Origin of the sequence: Colwellia sp. MB3u-41 (assembly GCF_014076845.1) — a bacterium.
GTDB lineage: Bacteria > Pseudomonadota > Gammaproteobacteria > Enterobacterales > Alteromonadaceae > Colwellia_A.
Genome location: NZ_JACGUT010000077.1, coordinates 142,228 through 159,902, shown reverse-complemented (window position 1 = coordinate 159,902; position 17,675 = coordinate 142,228). Strand labels below are relative to the sequence as shown.

Here is a 17,675-nt window from a genome sequence, read left to right as displayed (position 1 = left end):
ATAAATTAATTGGTTATGAAGTTTCAGAACCTTAATTATGACAGCTACACACAATTATGTGAAAGAACATTTTTTTGTAAAACCAACTTAAACTCACAACCAAAGTTATTGGAAAGCATCACCTCGATTTATTAAAATAATGACTTATTTTTGATTGGGGCGATAACATGAATACAGTTGTTAAGGATTGGGTTATCGTTACAATCATTGAAAATAAAAAGCCGATTGGAAAAGTACTTTATGGCATCGTAATTGACGATATGAGTTGCCGATTTTTGAAGGGTGATTATGTTTGCTCGTCTATGATCATAGACATCAACTTTGACACTCAGCTCATAAAAACTGAATCAGGCAGTCTTTACCAAATTATCGAAAATGGTAAACGAACAAAAATTATGACGGAAGAATTTGAGTTATTACGCCAAGGTTTTAACCCTGAGCAAATAATTGCTATTCGCCCATCAACGAAACTAAAAGTCCATTAAGAATTTGGCTTCAAAAGCAGCCAAAAATAAAGCCCCGCGAGAGCGAGCCTTTGAATTCAATCATTAGATTTAACTTTTACTGCTTAATCTAATGATTGAATTTGACCAAAACGAACCTTCAGATAAACATTGAGGATCAAGCTTTTTCAATTTTTCTTTAAACTCTTGAACCAAAAAAGTTTCAACTCTATTTTCAACGATTGAATCTTCGTCAATAACGATTGCCTTTTCCACCATGATTGCATAAGACTGCAACGCTTTTCTAAGCTTATACGGAGAAGAGTTTACTAATTGATTACTTGAACCGACATGAACTTTAAGTGATTTAAGATCGATGAAGATATCTCTATCATCCCTATCTTCCCCAATTTTCAAAATATCAGGTTCGAGACGGTAGTGATCGAAGTTAATGTTAGGAGCAGCCCAATCGGGCAACCCCATTTCACATAATGCTCTGATATCACTTATGGGCGCATCAATTTTAGTGAAGATATTTTTATCCCACTTAATATATTGTGCATCCTCCCAATAGTCTTTTTCTGTGTATCTAGTCATCTACTTTAGCAACTCTGACTTCGCATCATTTAAAGCTTTAATGTATGTCTCTAGCTCAACGTTTATGGATGATACCTGCCCACTTTGAATTTCAAACTTAAATGACTCATCGGGTTCATTGGTTACAATGCCGACAAAAGCACCATCTATTTTGATCTCTGCTATTAGACTTTCATAATCTAAATCGCTGCCAACAGTTATTTCTATATTTCCCATGTTGTTATCTTTCCATAAAAGCATGGCCTTAAAATAACATTTTCTTTGAAAACAACCAAAAGCCCGCGAGTGCAATCCTTCTAGTCGGCAAGTTGAGAGGTTATCTTTCAATCCCTTTGGCTTCAAAGCAGCCAAAATAAAGCCCCTTGATGCCAAACAGCAAAAAGCCCCGTTGGTGGTGCTTAAGATTCAAAACTATCCCCTCATACGAGCCAAATTTAATCTATCTCTTTTCAGATTTAACTTATTACTATTTTTCATTGTATTGATAGGGTTGTAACTGTTCATTATTCTAGCACCATATTCTTTCAATAAATTGACAGTAACAGAAGGAAATAAAACAGGCATGCAGTAGGATTTCCCTCGATATACAGCTTCAAATTGGTACGTTTTATTCAAAGGGTAATAAGTAAGATTAATTGAACTTGGTGTAAAATAACCATAACTACGAACGGCTGCTTTTATCGCAGTATTATATTGGCGAAACAGCTCAACTCTATTTTTCCCTTCACCAGCAACGAATATATTAAATGGTTTTATGTACTCATATCTAGCAACATTACCGTCCCAAAATGAACTATCTGAAAAATAAAGTTTAGTTAGTCCATTTAGTTGCTCAAATAACTCCTTCGCATCAACTTCACTTAACTTTTCATAACGTTGAAAAGTACCACCGATTGTTAACCATGGGTCTACTGACATTGGTAGCTCTTCATCAGCAGAAGTAACACCATAAAAAGGGATTACTGCATCAACAAATAGGGATGGAAAGATAGAAGCCTTATAGCATGAACTATTATCAGGCAAGCTTTTCTCAAGGTTACTTTTTAGTTCAATTAATTGATGAGATAACATATATGCACCTAAAATATGGGTTCCATAATAGAAAAAATTGGAGTTATTTCAAGTTTGGTTTCAATAAGAGCCAGAAAGAAAGCTCCTAGACGCCCAAAAACAGAAGGCCCCGCGAATGCGAGGCTTAGGATTTATAGGTTAATTATCATGACCTTCGAACTCTCTAAAAACCCAAGAAAGGTTGCCATTAACGGCTGGCATCAATTCAATTTTGTTAAATGACAATAATCTCTGCCCGCTGCTTTTAAGAACTGATTCTGGCAAAAAATCACCGAATACAAATTCATCTAATTTTCCTCGTATCTCTTTGTAAACTTCATAAGCATTTTCAACAGGAACAAAACAAACTTTGCATTCCGTATCTTTTACCAATATCAATGCTCTAAACTCATGCCCCCTAATCATTCCCATGTACAAATTTTCATAATTCATAGCATTTTCTACAAGGTGCTTCACGGTACAAGTCGATATATTCCTTATAGCTGATTTTGCATTATCATAAAGCTGTTCCCAGTCGTCAGCTTGATATATGTCCTTTGGGTGTAACTGCTGGTCTTTATTAAAGATTGCAGTAAAGGCGTGCCAGTTAGGTAGCAAAGGTTTGAACGACTGGCTTTTAATCATACATGCAGCTTGAAATGGTGGCATATCTCTTAGTTGGTATGGCAAGCGCTTGGTTGAATAAAGTAGATGATTTGGGTTCGATAACAATGATATATGCTGCATTATCGATATAATTTCATATTCTCTTGCTTCATTACCCATATTCATTTCGCTATCGTCAAATAAATCGAAATGATCATTTTGATATTCAATTAGGAATGCTAGATAACAATCGCGACCCGCATTCGGTTTTCCCTCTAACGAAAAGGCATAGATGTTTCTTACAGATTCCTCCATATCTATTGCATCACGGAGGATTTGAATTATAGCGTCTTTTGAACCGTAAGTTGTCCGGGGGAGTTTTTGTCGCACGACAGTTGCATTGGTGTTAGCTAACACCAATTCTATTGCTGGTATGTTCATATTTGTTATTCCTTAGCACATTGGCTATCAGCCAAAGCATTATTAAGTAAAATAGTGTTGTGCCATCAGTACTCTGAAAAACACCTGTTCAAAATATCAACATTATTTAGCGAAGGCAATACTTATTATTTCTCCTGAATAGATTGAAATACAAAAACAATCCCTAAGTTAGAGTTCCAGGCCACATTGAATTCCTTTGGCTTCAAAAGCAGCCAAAAATAAAGCCCCTTGTGAAGGTCCAACTTTAAGAGGGCACTTCATAAGGGGCTTTGGATTGAAATAAAAAGTAAGACGACTAATTTTTTAGAGCTAATTTCATCTAAAGCCTATCTGTGCATTTTTATTGAAGTGATTATGTTGCTATTTTTTTCAATAATAACTTTAGCCCCGCCACCAGTAATAGATCTGCCTGTTTTTGCTTTGAACTCTCTTCCTCTAAAGATAAAGTTAATCACAACAGAACTTTTACTTTCTGTTAAGTGAAAGTCATAGTTTTCTTTCAACAAAAGAAATTTATATTTAGTTCCAGACTTTTTATCTAAGTAACGCTTAAATGCAAGGTCTACGTATTTTAAATGATAGCCTTTATATAAGACTTCTTTGTTCTCTTCTGAAATAGTCTCATCAAATGCTAAAGCATAGTTGGGGCTTATCATTACTAATATTAACAATACAATTTTCATAATTTACTCTATAAATGGGTCGTCTTTTATACTGTTTTTTAGACATGCCAAAACTTCAGGCTTGATGTTTTGCTATAAAATAAGTGGTTTATTCGTACTGAGGCATTACGCTAATAATTTATCACAACAACTGACGTTGGTGCGTCGCTTTAATCCTTTATGCTTACAGTAATCCGTTAATACATCACTATGTCCTACTGCACCATGAAACAGTTTTCTAAAATCCTTACTTAGTGTTAACCAGTTTTCAGGGTTTATATTTAATCGATTAAGTAAGGCAGGTTGATTGTCTTCAATATACCCCGTTTTATCTTCACGAAGACAGCGACCTGTTAGTTCAATTAATTCAAGGTAATCTGTTAACTCAAACGGTAAGCCTTTTGGCATTGCTTGGCGAGGATTACCCACAAAAGGAAGCAGCATATTGGATTGTTTTGATTTTTTAGCTGATATGACACGTTGTTTTACACTGGTGTAATCCGAACTTTCAGGGGTTTTAGCTATATTCGCTCGAACAGGGTTTAAGTCTACATACGCCATACAAGCAGCAAGCGCAGCTTCATCTAACAAGGCTTGTGATTTAAATCGACCTTCCCAAAAATGACCTGTACAGTTATCTTCTTGGTTGGCTTGTATTGCTATACTTTGGTTGAGCAATCGCATAAACCAGCTGATATCCATTAGACGGTTACGATACACTTCAACGGTTTCAAGTAACGAAGTCATTAAATAGTCAGGAATTTCTTCACCACGGTAATATTGTTGTGTTAGCAACGTGCCTTTGAATAATTGATGCCAGCGCTCAATAACTTCTTTTGTTGACCAGCCTTTTGCCGTGTCTTCATCAATAAATAGTACGGTATGTGTGTGGTTACTCATCACAGCATAAGCGCATACATCAATAGCAAACACTTGACTTAGTGACAGTAATTTATCTTCTACCCAACCTCTCCTATGATCAAAGTTCTGCCTAGTATTTTTATCTTCACCGCATAAAAAAGCACGACGAACACAACGAGAAATACAGTGATAATAAGGAGTGTCAATTAAGCTAATTAATTGTTTTCTAGCGGTAGTCATAAAAAGACCTCTCAACTAAGGTGATTGATTAACCTTAGTTGAGAGGTTTGTATTTATCAAATTTGAGCGACTGTCCTTGTTAATTTTAAAATGTCATTGGAACAACCAGTAAAAATATATAGATATAGAGATTTTAGTGAATATACCGTTGACAGTCTTTGTATGGACCAACTTTTTTTCGCAAATCCGAACTCATTCAATGATCCAATGGATTGCCAGCCGACAATAGAATCAGACTCAGATAACATTGAACTTAGGGCTATTTTATCCGAGCTTATAAAAAATAGGGTTGAAACTGAAACACTTTCAACTCTCAAATCTGCAAAAATCAATCTACAAAATAGTAATACTTACGCACGTGATTTAGCGAGAACAAATGTAAATGATGAGTTGGCTAGAATCTCCTATTATGCAACAAATCCAGAATATGAAGAGCAGGGTACGAGCACTGAAGAAGCCGAAAATTGGATACTTCTGGGTGAAATTCGAAGAGAAATTATAAATAAATATAACAAAGGTGTTTGCTGTTTTTCTTCCTCCTATGAAAGCTCATTATTATGGAGTCATTACGGTGATCAACATCAAGGATTGTGTGTTGGTTATAGTTTAAGTAGAAATCCTGCACCTATACTTCACAAGGTTATTTACGATGACAATAGAGTTTTGAAGACCAGCTTAATTGCACAAGCAATGCTTCAAAATGATCTAAATGCCAAAAAACAACTTGATGACCGTGTTTTACTACGAAAAGCAACACCGTGGAAATATGAAGATGAATGGCGAATTTTTGATTCTGTTGGTCTAAATGATTCACCACTTGCTATGACTGACATAACCTTTGGGTTACGTTGCCCTTCATCTATTATGCATACAATTATTAATGCACTTAAGGATAGAGATGATGGGATCGATTTTTATCAAATGCGCCAAATAAGCGGTAGCTATGAATTACGTAGAGTATCTATTGATGGTGAAATATCCAGCTACTTTCCACGCACAGCAAGATCTGGTATTGAGATTTTTGGCCCCGTTGACAAATAAAATTTGAAAACAACAAAGTTCAGCTTCTGCATCCATTGGTCAGCAGAGTGCGAGGCTAATTTCAATCCCTTTGGCTTCAAAAGCAGCCAAAAATAAAGCCCCTTGCATAGTGACCAATTCGAGGCACTGCACAAGGGGCTTTGTATTCAAAGTATAGTGAGGGGTTGTGTGAGAATAACTCTCAAGTGTCAACGACCCCTTTATTTTTTCCTAATTTTTTAATCTTTTAGTGTTTTTCCTAAGTGACATTGCAGAAAAGAGTATAATGAAAACGGCTAATAACAAAGGATATAGAAAATATTTGGTATTATTCCAGTTATTCACGATTTCATCAGAACTTGCAATATTAATTTTACCAGAATCGATACCCCAAACATGAAAATAACGTGTGTTTAAATTATGAGATAGGAACCCCTTTTTATCATTAACACTCAATATAATATTTTTATCTTTATACTCTCTCAATTGAGTATAAAGTGACTCTGATGCTCCTGCTCGATATGTTAGAATATATTTATTATCATCTGACTCAATTTCAAGCACTATATCTCGATTTAGACTTAAAGTTTTTAACGTCCCTTCTATGTAAGTTTCTTGGTTTTTTTGAGGAATTTCCAAATAATCACTAACAGTTTTTGAATATAGTATTGAAGCCCCGGTTAATAATCCGAATATGCAAAGTAAAACATTTAGAAATGCGGAGGTATTAGTAACAGCCTTTTTTAACTCAACTTCATCTATATTCTCACTTCCCTGTTGAATCAGATCATCTAACAGACTACTCTTTTCTTTGGTAGGTAAAAAAGAAATAAAAAATGGTGTATTATTTTTATTCACGACCTCTTTAATTTTATATTTTCCAAATTTTAAAAGAGTCAAATCTTTAAGAGAAGATTTGACTAAAACTCGACCAAAGCTTTTTTTGACTAGTTCACCATTTGAAATTTCAAACTTAATAGTGAATATATATAAACTCAACATAAAGATTGGAATAAGCATAAAAATAAGAGTTACAAACTCTATCTGAGTATTTACATACAAATACCCGCCAATAGATACCGCAATAAGAGCAAAGCCTATACTTGTCAACTTTGTTGAATATGTCATATTATTACTCATTCTCTTTTCGATCTACAGGGTAATTTTCAGGTGATTCAGATGCAAGAGCTTCACTTGCCTGAAGTACTGTTTCTGTAAATAAAGTTGTTGCTACTGCAACTCCAGTAGTAGCTGGTGCTCCCCCTGTAACTCCAGCAATAAACCCTTTAACAGCAGCCAATCCTGTCTTGTCCATAGTCATATCTTGATTTGTATATAAATCGGCTGACAGCTGACCCGCTGCTCCTGAAATTGTCCCTGTTACAGCTCCAGCAGTCATTTGTACGGCAGTTTGAATAACTTTTGAACCAGCCATTTTAGCTACCGTTCCTGCTATTAAGGTAGTTGCTCCCCCTCCTGTTGCAGCTCCTATAAATCCTCCCACGGCTATAGCTAAAGCCTTTTCTCCAAAACTAGCATTAGAATCATGTACAGCTTGACCTGCTTGCACTACGCCAATTACAAAACCTACCGCTTGTAAAAGAAGCTTACCATCGGGATCCGTATATTTATATGGATTATTATTAACATACATATACCGATTAAACGACATTACAGGATTTTTAGCCGTATAACCAACCGGATCATTCGAATAAAAACGACCGATAACTGGATCATAGTATCGTGCCTGCATATAACTTAACCCTAAGTCAGTATCAAACTTATGCCCTGTATAACCAATTTCATTTTTTGTCCCACCCCAGTCTTGGCCAAAAGGCTTATAGCGATGTTGTGAAACCATGTTGCCTAAACTATTTGATTTCGCCGCTGTACTGCCTAGCAAGTCACGGTGAATATAAGTAACTACACTGGCTTTTTGTTGTGCGACGAGTTGACTCCCTAAATAGTAATTCTCTTGTGATACACCATTAATATTCTCAAAAACAAGTTGCCCCGATGATGTATAAAAAGAATAACGCGTGCCAGTGCTATCTATTGCTTTAACCCGGCGATTATGGCCATCATATCGATAGCTGTTCCCATTACCATAGGTCATTTGATTTGCTAAATTATAACTAAACGATTTATTACCATTACTGGTCACATTGCCTCTACTATCATAAGCCATATTATAGTTGACAGAGCCAGAGGTGCTGGACAATTTTTTATCACTCCCGTAGTAATAGTTAATATAGGAACCGCCAAACCTAAACGTAGTAATATTGCCCATATTATCGTAGTTCATATCACCAATAACGTTCCATGAACCTACTGGTCCAGGACCAGGATAAGGTGGTGTAGGAGGTGGATAATCCCCCCCAATAGCAATGCTGGTTGCCGGGACTGATTCAGCTTGAAATTGTGTCTCTGAACCACCAGATGATATAACATATTTCTTCGTAGTATCTAAACGATCTAGCGCATCATAGGTAAACTTTAAATCATGTGAGGTGTTCTGTAGATCGTTCCAGCGCGTAATATTGAAGTTTCCATCATAGCTATATTGGTTATTAACAAGAGAGCTACCACCACATGAAGTACGCTGAATATTAGGTACACCAAAACTTTTTAAAGTTTGTATTGTTAAACAACTATTGCCATGGGTCATATTCTTTAATTGCCCGTTTTCAAAATAATCAATGTTACTGGCATAACTCCCTACCGACTGCGCTTGACCTAATGCGTTAGGAGAATAATAAATAGTTCTTCCACTCGGGTAAGTGATACTATTTTTGTTAGCCTCAGCATTATATTGATGGGTTAGTGTCCATATATAGCCATCAAAAACTAATGACTCTGATGTCATCAAATTCAAATCATTGTAGTTATAATTATGTGTTGCACCATTAAAACTCAATGATTTCAAATTACCGTTCTTATCATAAAAGTATGCTTTATTTGCCGTTGAGTCACCAAAACTGACCAGACTTAATGCTCCCAAATTATTGTAGCTATACGTTGTTTTTTCACCTATTGAAACCGAAGTGTCACAAGCTGTTAAACTGCTTGAAACTGAGTTTCCTTGAGCTGACCACACAGTGTTACCGACTGCATCAATACTAACAGCCGTATTACCTATGTCAGGTCTAACTGTTTTACATAAGTTGTGATAATAGTCGTAAACTCTATGCTCGGAAATTCCTCCTTGGGTGATACTTTTAAGGTTCCCATATAAACTGTAAGTCATAATAGTGTTCGCAAGATTATTGGGGGTCACAATACTAATGGGCTCTTGCTGACTTGGGCTACCGTAGGCTTTATAAGTTGTGGTGGTGAGCAAATTACGATTATCTGTCACCGACACTTTACTATTGGGTGCATAGCTATAACGAACACCGTTACCACCAAGTGCATTATTTACTGACTTGGTTATTCTCCCTAAACCATCGTAGGTTATATTAGTGCCATATGTTGTTGTTATAGATCTTTTGGGTTGAGATTGGAATGTTTTTTTCCCATAGGCGTTGTAAGTATTTCTTGTGTAAACAATGGTTGATGAATCACGTTTATCACGTACTTTTGTCAGTACTGGGCGAAGCAGACCATTATAATAGACTTTACTTTCAAAGTTGCCCTTAGTAGTCGTTTTTATCAGCATACCATTATGCACAAATGAAGATTCTTCACTTCCATGAGCACTATTATAAGAAATAGTTGTATTGTTCCATTGAGCACTTGCAGGGTTTATAAGCGTTTTACGCCCTAAGTTATCATGACCATAGTTGATGACATTACCATTAAAGTCTGTTGTTTGCTTTATCCAGCCATTGCTATCAACGGTTCTATAGCCGTATTGGCTTGTGGTTGAAGTGCTTTGAGGTGTTCTGATTGTACGAGGGATACCACGATAATAATCGCTCGCTTCAGACCAACGATTACTTGCATTTAAACGGGTGAGTTTAGGTAGGCCCGCGTTTGTACCACTGGTGTGATAACTTTCATTACGTTTAACCCAGCGACCCAAGCGATAGCTATGATATGGCTTTGATTTATATCCCCCACTTGCCGAGTGATAGGTTTGCTGTGAAACCAATTCATTCCCTACATAATTATTATCACTACTCACGTAGGTTGTGGTGGGTAAGTTTAATAAGTAGTTCGTTGTGTCATGGTAATAGCCTTGTTTTGTATAGCGCTTATTGTTATTAAAATTATTGTATTCATAGGTCTTTCTAGCAACGCCATAATCATTGTGCTCAGAAAAAACTTTATAATATCTTTTGTTTACACTGCCTTGATGTAGCTCAATTGTTTTTTTCGTCATCAGTGCTCTATAAGTGATAGGCGCAACATTAACATTCTCAACTAAACTATCACCTACAAAGGGTCCTTGCTGATACGTATTAACCACTCGTTTTAATAAGTTCGTTGCGTTGGTATCATAATATTCAGTGACCACAAGCTTACCATCAAGCACACTCGTGTAATCTCTATTGTGGTAGTACATAGTTTTCGAACCATCCGGTGCTAATACTGTCGTTCTCTTATAATCTATATTGTTAATATAATCAGCAGGATAAGGAGAAGAAATTCTGAAGTTTGAGCCTGAAGAAGCCTCATTTGCATAATAACCTAAGTTTTCAGAGTAACTATAAGACCAATTTGATATGGGTAAACCCGGTCCTGAAATTGTTTTGGTAGTCAATGCCATTGATTGATGGCACTTTTTTGTATAATAAATATTTTTATATGCGTTATACAGTTTATGAACCTTCGTCTTGCCCCGTAATCTTGCCTCAACAGTGAACGTGCCCTTAACACCATTAGGATGAGTGATCGAAACAGTTTGAGGGTATCGAGATGGAATGCTACATCGGGTTTCTAGCCTTTTGTAATGATTAAATGCAGAAAAATTGAAACGCCATTCACTATTATCAGGCCTTCTTACTGAGGCCAACGTTTTTACATCTCCACCTTGATAGCTATAAAACCACTGACGCCCATTAGCATTAACACTGGTAATTAGTCGATTATTAGGCGAGGCTAAATCATAACGTAAAGTAATAAGACGGCCGTCACTCGATGATATTTGATTAAGTACTTTATAAGTATTAGGCCCAGCTTGAACATTACCATAATGATAATTAACCGTATTATTAAACCTATCTTGAATTTTGCTAACATACAGATATATATTTTTAACACCGATACTTCCTGAGCCATTTGTTAAAATGCGATCAGTCTCTATCACTTTTACGTTAAACGTATAAGTTAACCCATTTGGTGACTGCACAATATACATCTCTCCCACACCAAGCGTATTAGGTGCACAAGTAACTCGCCAATTAGATTTTGTTTTTTTCGGATGAGTTCCACCTACATACAGTAACTGCTCAGAAACCATGCCTGGAACATGTAAATGCTCACCATCAAAATATTCAGAGCCAAGAAAAACGCCACCACTCGCAACCATTTGCGTTACCTCTGGTTCACCACTACATTCTTGTCCTCGACCCCAAGTTCCTAGCATTTTATGGCCAATAATGACCTTAGTACGAATGTGTGGAATATCTAATGCCCAATCACCAAAACCACCTTTTGCCCAAAAACTAAAAGCGCTATCTTTAAATTGACGGGAAATTGAAACAGGAATGTTGTTATTACCAGGAAGAGATACGTCTGTATAAGTGAAACTAAGCGCACCAGTATTTAAGTCTATCTGCTCCCCCAATAAACCTGTTGTTTCTGGAGTAATGGAATCTTTTGCATTTAAACCAAACTGGATAAATTCATTTGACGAAGGTGATGAATCACCTTCGCCTGTATCAGGAATAAGATTGACATGTTGATTGTCTAAAGTGGTACCTGATGATTTAGTTATGACTTCTTTTTTTTGTGTGTTTATATCTACTTTTTTTATTACTTCTGCAGATAGAGCTTCAACACTCGCGAGCAGTGAACTTGCAATGATGATCAATTTAAATATTTTACACATTTTAAAAGTCCCTTTATACGTGATTAAAAACAAATGATACTTTTTATTAACATTAGTTTAACATTTTATTTTCGTCAAATAAGATCATAAGTCAAAACAGACAACACTTACCCACCGTTAGCCTCAAGGGATTAGCCATTAAGTATTTTTAATAGTAAGTTAGCCCATAGTCGTCAGTTAAGTTAAATGGGTATTAGTTAATGACAACATTGGTTATTTTAGCTGCAGGCTTAGGCTCGCGCTTTGGTGGCAACAAACAGTTAGCCGGGTTTAGTGCCGCCAATTTGACTTTAATGGAGTGCAATATTTGTCATGCGGTAGACGCAGGATTTACAAAAGTTATTTTTATTATTCGGGCAGATTTACGTGCTTTATTTTCTCAACAGGTATTGCCCCGGCTTGTTGGTAAAATAGAAATAGAATTTATTGAGTAAAACTTAAGTGATTTACCTGCAGGAATTTCTCTTCCTGAAAATAGAGAAAACCCCCTCGGGACTGCGCATGCAATTTGGTGTTGTCGTAAGAGTATTAACAGTAATTTTGCAGTAATCAATGCTGATGATTACTATGGAAAAAAGGCTTTTAAATTACTCCTAACAAAAAGCACTGATTTTCCTGAGCCTTATTTAATGGTGGCTTTTCAATTAGACAAAACCCTTTCTGAATTTGGTGGTGTTAATCGTGGATTTTGCCAGTTTGACTCTCATAATTTACTATTAAGTATTGATGAATGTCATGACATTAAGCGTGTTGTGAGTGATGATGAACAAAAAATTACCGGCCAATTTAATCATTTAAGTACAAGAAGTGAACTTCAGCCAAACAGTCTAACATCAATGAATTGTTGGCGTTTTACCACAGATATATTTTCAGCGATAGAGGTTTATATTAGTAAAGCTGTCACTGACAACAACAAAGAGAGTACGACTGCAAATGTTAATCGTTTTGAATGCTACTTAACAGCCGTTGTTATGCAACAAATAGCGCAAGAGAACAAAAAAGTTAAGCTGCTAACCTCGACAGATAACTGGTTTGGCTTAACCTTTCCTGAAGATACAGCTTTAGTTGAAAAGAACATAGTTAACCTTCATCAAGAAAAAGCCTTTGCTACGCTAGTTAGCTAAAAGCTGATTAAGTAAAGGTACAACCTTCTCTTGAGTTAATGCTAATTGGTCAAAAAGTACAAATTGTTGGCGAGCCTTTACGATGAAAATTTGGCAATGATTACTGTTAATCATTGCCTCTATATACCACAAACCATTGATCAAATAACAACAAGCGAGATAGGCAACTACTTTTTCTTTATCGATAACAACATCAGCGCATTGCTGATAGCTTTGAATAGCAATATCAACATCAGTCAGCATTAACCCATTAATCGCAATAAACATCGCAATATCGTATTCAGCTTCAGCTAAACAACTACATTCAAAATCGACTAGCCATGTATGATCCAGCGGACTTTCAGGGTTAAACGAGTCGCTTAAGCGAATGTTTTCATCATTTACATCACCATGACATAGCACCAAGCGATTATTTTTTGATTGAGATGGCGTTATCTTGACGATAATTTTATTCAAAACAGTCCGCTGAGATGGCGTGATTGCTTTGTTGATGGTTTGTCTTAACATTAGTGGTTCAATCGCTAATATTGGATGATTTAGGGGCAATTTTAATTGATGTGTTTTGGCCATCAAGTTCATCGCAATGATAATTTTGTTGATGGGTAAACGGGTAACGTTTTCAGCAAAGTAATGAGCGAGTGAATCGCCCACGATAAACTGACATACCAACCATAAGGGTGAATGATAAATTATTGCCGGTGCCAAACCAGCTTCGGCTGCCAGCAAGTTACTCGCAATTTCAGCCATGGCGGTTTCTTTATGGTCAGCGAGCGATTTAACAAAATAATCTGTTTCAATAGAATTTACAGTAGAAATAACGCTAAAGCACTCATGACTTTCACCGCCAGCCAACGGCGTAATTTTATACTGGCCCTTGGCAAAACAAGGTAAAGCTTTAATTTCTTGAGAAATATTGTCAATGCTTTGATTCATTAACGTTGTCACCTAACTATTCTGTCGCAGACGCAATATTACCATTTGATTGATGATTATTTTTTTGGTATTTACCCAACCACATCACATAACCCACAATCGCAATGACCACATATAAACAAAATAACACAACCGTTGGTTGTAAGTCTTTTTCGATGTAAAGATAAATAGAGACAAGATCAATCACTATCCAGTAGAGCCAATTTTCTAATACTTTCTTAGTGACTAAATACGTGGCGAACACAGCAAAAACTGTAGTAGCAGAATCTAGATAAGGAAAATCTGTTGGTGTGTAGTTGTCCATTAACCAACCAATAGCCAAAGCACAAGCTGTTAGTAATAATATAATTTTAGTGTGAAAAATTAATGGCCAGCTTTGAATCTCAAGCGTCGATGAATGTGCATTGCGGTTAACGCCAGGATTGGCAGACGGCGAAATTTTACGCCAGCAATACCATCCAAAAATAGCCATTACGAGATAATAAACCTGAAGTACCGCATCCATCCATAAATAGACATCATAAAAAATAACGGTATAAATTACCGTACTGACTAGCGCTGCAGGCCAGCACCAACTATTTTCTTTTGCGGCAAGTACGACATAAAACAAAGCAGAAATAACCGCTAAGAGTTCCCACAAGGGTAAACCATAAAAATAATTAAGAGTGCTTTGTAGCGAATCAATCATTAGCTTTCAGCTTCTACTTCTGAACGATCACCACCAATAAATTTACAAACGAACACCGCTGCATTTAAAGTTTGATGAACATGTTTAATTTCTGCCATAACATGGCGAGTCGCTAAATCGTAATCACCAAAAACTTGTGTGCTCATACCATTAGTGACCACATTCAAACCATCGACATTACGTAGACGCTTTATAAATGCCCAAATCTCAGTTTTAAACTGTTCTTCTGCTAGTGGATACAAACTAATTTCTATCGATATTTTCATATTATTTCCTAATGGTATGCCACTTTTTTACAGTGAACAAAAACTGCGTGATCCTAAACAAAAAACGTCACCCTGAACGATAATCCCGTCACTCTAAATGAGAACCTCATCATCCTAAGCAAAAAACCCGTCATCCTGAACTTGTTTCAGGATCTCATGACTTTAAGTCTCGAATACAGATACTGAAATAAATTCAGCATGACGGCATGTTACTTCAACATGGTGGCATATCAATTTAGGATGACCGCGTATTAGCTGAGGAGCGCTTAGCTCTAAAAGTTATAATCAAACGTTAAACCAAATACCGCGGGTTCACCAAACTGATAATAAGCTTTATTGGCATAACCATCGCGTGGGTCATTACCAAAGTAAAAACCACGCGTTTGGTATTCTTTATCAAGCATATTACGCGCCCATAATTTCACTTGCCAATTTTGTGCTAAATAACGAATTGATCCCTGTAACAATGCCACCGAATTAGATTTTTCATCATGACTGTCAGAAAAATAAAACTCGTCTTTACCATCGACAGCTAAGTTGAATTGCCATTGGTCATTAATAAAGTAGTTCAATCCAAAGTTAAATTGATGGTTTGGCGCATGTGCTTGATCGCGACCTGTTTCTCTATCACCATTTTTATAAACATAGCCACTAAATTCAGTATCAAGTAAACCTAAGCCACCATATATCTCTAGGTTGTCTGTAACATTCCAGGCGGCTTCAATTTCAATACCTTGGTTATAACCTTGCGCGGCATTGTCCCAGTAACTAATAAACTCTGAACTACCATCTTGGCGTTCTTTAAGGTGGTAACTGCTTATTTGAATATCGTCTCTGTCCATATAAAAAACAGCGGCACGTACATAAGCACTATCATCAAAAAAGTTTGCCTTATAGCCTAGCTCATAATTCCACAAATATTCAGGCTCAAAGCTACGTAGGTCTTCAGATAATGTACCGCTTGAATTAACGCTACCAGCTTTGTAACCACGGTTAGCTGAAGCATACATCATAGAACTTTCATCAACTTGGTAAGAGAGTACAACTTTACCACCGACCATATTATCGTCAGGCGAGTTATCAATCGCGTCGGAATTATTATAGTCACTGCTACGACGTTCAATGCGTAAACCGGTAGTTAGTCTAAATTTTTCATTTAACTGCGTGTCAAATTGTGTAAAAACAGCAAAAGTGTCAGCGGTATAGCTTGATGAAAAGTCACTGGCTAAATAAGTGTATTGGCGCTGCAGGTCTTCTTCTTCTTTTTTGACGTAAATACCGGCAACCCACGAAGTTGTATTCGCAAAAATATTAGCATCAGGTTGAGAAACAAAGCGAAGTTCAGCGGTACTGTTCTTTTTGTCACGTAGGTAATGATCTGTTGAAGAATAACCATCCACTTCAGCTAAACAACCCGTTGGTGTAATACAAGGATCAGGATTATAAATACCGTTGTCCCAATCATCAGCGATCCATTCATATTCACCATAAGCCCAATCTTCATCATAACCATAGGCTAAGTCCGAATTTGCATGACTAAGAGTAGACACCACATTAAACCCTTTAATGCCTGAATAGGTAAATTTTGCACTCATTGCTATAGTTTCTTGCTGATCAAAACCAGGCTGGTTTGAAAAAGATGTTCTGTTGTTGTCGAGTGAAAACGCGTCGTAACCATTGTCAAAGTCAAAGTACAGCACAGCTAAATCAATCGTTAAATGTTCACTTGCTGTAATCGCTAACTTGCCACGTAAAGATGTTTCATCACGATTATTGGTATCGTCTTTTCCTAGATAAGTATTTTCAATAAAGCCGTCACTTTTATATTGCTCCGCTGAAAAGCGGTAATTTACTTTTTCACTGGCAGGACCAGAAAGTACAAGCCCTGCGCCAACACTATTATAGTTACCTGCACTAAAGCGTATGGCTGATTCAAACTCATCGCTTGGCGCATTAGTCGACATATAAACCAAACCAGCTAACGCTGTGGCGCCAAACCGGGTGCCTTGTGGGCCACGAAACAATTCTACTTGCGCAATATCAAACGTAGAAGCAATACTGCCTATGCCTGAGAAATCAATATCGTCAACAACTAAACCGACCGAAGCATTAATAGGTTCTTGAAATTGGCTACGCTCGCCAATACCCCTAATTTGATAGTAGCGGGCGCGTTGAGAGCCACTTGAATAATTGACATTAGCAATTCCGCCAACAAGTTCTTCTAAATTTTGGGCATTACGAAGTGCGATGTCCTCTTGAGTCAAAATAGATAAAGACGAAGGCGTATTTTGAACATTGATTTCGCGATAATCACCCTTTACCATGATTTTTTCGAGTACGTCTGTGTCATCAGTTGCATAAGCAACAGGTAAGTTTAGGGAAAGTGCTAAGGCAATGGCTAAAGGAGATTTTATTAGGTTCATACAGCGCTCTTTTTGTGGCATGCAAGCAAAAGAGAGCAATACAAAAATACAACGCAAGTAAGCACTTACATTAAGTGTTTACGACAAGTATTTAAAGTATTAACCATTCCTACGCCGGCATTATCCGTTTCAGGTATTAAGGGTAAAAATTCTCAGCAATACAAAAGCCTATTAACAACAGCTTTTTATTGCACCCCTTGGTTTGTTCGGCATACTAACAATTTTCTCACCAATGTACAGGAAATTGTCATTATTCATGACCATGTATTTGCTTAATATGATGATTTTCAGTAAATTAGCATTATAGTTTTTTTTATTAAATTGCC

16 protein-coding genes and 1 riboswitch are annotated in these 17,675 nt (G+C 36.7%); of the genes, 4 read left to right on the top strand and 12 right to left on the bottom strand.

The genetic code is table 11. The features are described from left to right. The first annotated feature begins 167 nt into the window (after window positions 1-167). A complete protein-coding gene (locus H4J73_RS09915) occupies window positions 168-485 on the top strand; it encodes a hypothetical protein (protein ID WP_182223464.1) in 318 nt (105 codons plus the stop codon). Between the two features lie 69 nt (window positions 486-554). Here H4J73_RS09915 and H4J73_RS09910 read toward each other — a convergent pair whose 3' ends face one another. The 6 genes from H4J73_RS09910 to H4J73_RS09885 form a co-directional block, all read right to left on the bottom strand. Further along, a complete protein-coding gene (locus H4J73_RS09910) occupies window positions 555-1,040 on the bottom strand; it encodes a hypothetical protein (protein WP_182223463.1) in 486 nt (161 codons plus the stop codon). Then, window positions 1,041-1,391, bottom strand: coding sequence for a hypothetical protein (locus H4J73_RS09905; RefSeq protein WP_182180739.1), 351 nt, complete (start codon window positions 1,389-1,391; stop codon window positions 1,041-1,043). Between the two features lie 60 nt (window positions 1,392-1,451). Continuing rightward, window positions 1,452-2,111, bottom strand: a complete 660-nt coding sequence (locus tag H4J73_RS09900) for a hypothetical protein (RefSeq protein WP_182223462.1) — start codon at window positions 2,109-2,111, stop codon at window positions 1,452-1,454. A 138-nt stretch (window positions 2,112-2,249) separates the two neighbouring features. Continuing rightward, window positions 2,250-3,137 carry a hypothetical protein gene (locus H4J73_RS09895; RefSeq protein ID WP_182180743.1) on the bottom strand — a complete coding sequence of 296 codons (888 nt, stop codon included), beginning with the start codon at window positions 3,135-3,137 and terminating at the stop codon, window positions 2,250-2,252. A 326-nt stretch (window positions 3,138-3,463) separates the two neighbouring features. Further along, window positions 3,464-3,820: a hypothetical protein gene (locus H4J73_RS09890; protein WP_182180745.1), complete on the bottom strand. Its 357-nt coding sequence runs from the start codon at window positions 3,818-3,820 to the stop codon at window positions 3,464-3,466. Between the two features lie 105 nt (window positions 3,821-3,925). Beyond that, window positions 3,926-4,900: a transposase gene (locus H4J73_RS09885; RefSeq protein WP_182223461.1), complete on the bottom strand. Its 975-nt coding sequence runs from the start codon at window positions 4,898-4,900 to the stop codon at window positions 3,926-3,928. Between the two features lie 162 nt (window positions 4,901-5,062). Between H4J73_RS09885 and H4J73_RS09880 the strand changes: the two genes are divergently transcribed. After that, complete coding sequence (locus H4J73_RS09880; protein WP_220460668.1) at window positions 5,063-5,941, top strand: DUF2971 domain-containing protein; 879 nt, start codon at window positions 5,063-5,065, stop codon at window positions 5,939-5,941. Between the two features lie 210 nt (window positions 5,942-6,151). Here the strand turns inward: H4J73_RS09880 and H4J73_RS09875 are convergent, their stop codons facing one another. Together H4J73_RS09875 and H4J73_RS20495 are read right to left on the bottom strand one after the other, a co-directional pair. Beyond that, window positions 6,152-7,048, bottom strand: a complete 897-nt coding sequence (locus H4J73_RS09875) for a hypothetical protein (RefSeq protein ID WP_182223460.1) — start codon at window positions 7,046-7,048, stop codon at window positions 6,152-6,154. 4 nt (window positions 7,049-7,052) lie between these two features. Then, window positions 7,053-11,915 (bottom strand): RHS repeat domain-containing protein, encoded by a 4,863-nt coding sequence (locus H4J73_RS20495; protein ID WP_182223459.1) that lies wholly within the window; start codon window positions 11,913-11,915, stop codon window positions 7,053-7,055. A 200-nt stretch (window positions 11,916-12,115) separates the two neighbouring features. On the opposite strand from H4J73_RS20495, the gene H4J73_RS09865 reads away from it, so the two are divergent. Together H4J73_RS09865 and H4J73_RS09860 are read left to right on the top strand one after the other, a co-directional pair. Beyond that, window positions 12,116-12,349, top strand: a complete 234-nt coding sequence (locus H4J73_RS09865; RefSeq protein WP_182180755.1) for an NTP transferase domain-containing protein — start codon at window positions 12,116-12,118, stop codon at window positions 12,347-12,349. Window positions 12,350-12,544: 195 nt separating this feature from the next. Then, on the top strand, window positions 12,545-13,039 hold the full coding sequence (locus tag H4J73_RS09860) for a hypothetical protein (protein WP_182180757.1): 495 nt from the start codon (window positions 12,545-12,547) through the stop codon (window positions 13,037-13,039). Here H4J73_RS09860 and H4J73_RS09855 read toward each other — a convergent pair. From H4J73_RS09855 to H4J73_RS09840, 4 genes are all read right to left on the bottom strand, one after another. Continuing rightward, a complete protein-coding gene (locus tag H4J73_RS09855; RefSeq protein ID WP_182180759.1) occupies window positions 13,028-13,972 on the bottom strand; it encodes a phosphotransferase in 945 nt (314 codons plus the stop codon). The two genes, H4J73_RS09860 and H4J73_RS09855, sit on opposite strands and share 12 nt — an antisense overlap. Before the next feature lie 16 nt (window positions 13,973-13,988). Then, entirely contained in the window at window positions 13,989-14,660 is a 672-nt protein-coding gene (gene pnuC, locus H4J73_RS09850; protein WP_182180761.1) for a nicotinamide riboside transporter PnuC, read from the bottom strand. Beyond that, on the bottom strand, window positions 14,660-14,926 hold the full coding sequence (locus tag H4J73_RS09845; RefSeq protein WP_182180763.1) for a hypothetical protein: 267 nt from the start codon (window positions 14,924-14,926) through the stop codon (window positions 14,660-14,662). Before H4J73_RS09845 ends, pnuC begins: the two co-directional genes overlap by 1 nt. 272 nt (window positions 14,927-15,198) lie before the next feature. Then, window positions 15,199-17,349 carry a TonB-dependent receptor gene (locus tag H4J73_RS09840; RefSeq protein ID WP_182180488.1) on the bottom strand — a complete coding sequence of 717 codons (2,151 nt, stop codon included), beginning with the start codon at window positions 17,347-17,349 and terminating at the stop codon, window positions 15,199-15,201. A gap of 89 nt (window positions 17,350-17,438) precedes the next feature. Beyond that, window positions 17,439-17,557: riboswitch (TPP riboswitch) on the bottom strand. Window positions 17,558-17,675: the final 118 nt, after the last annotated feature.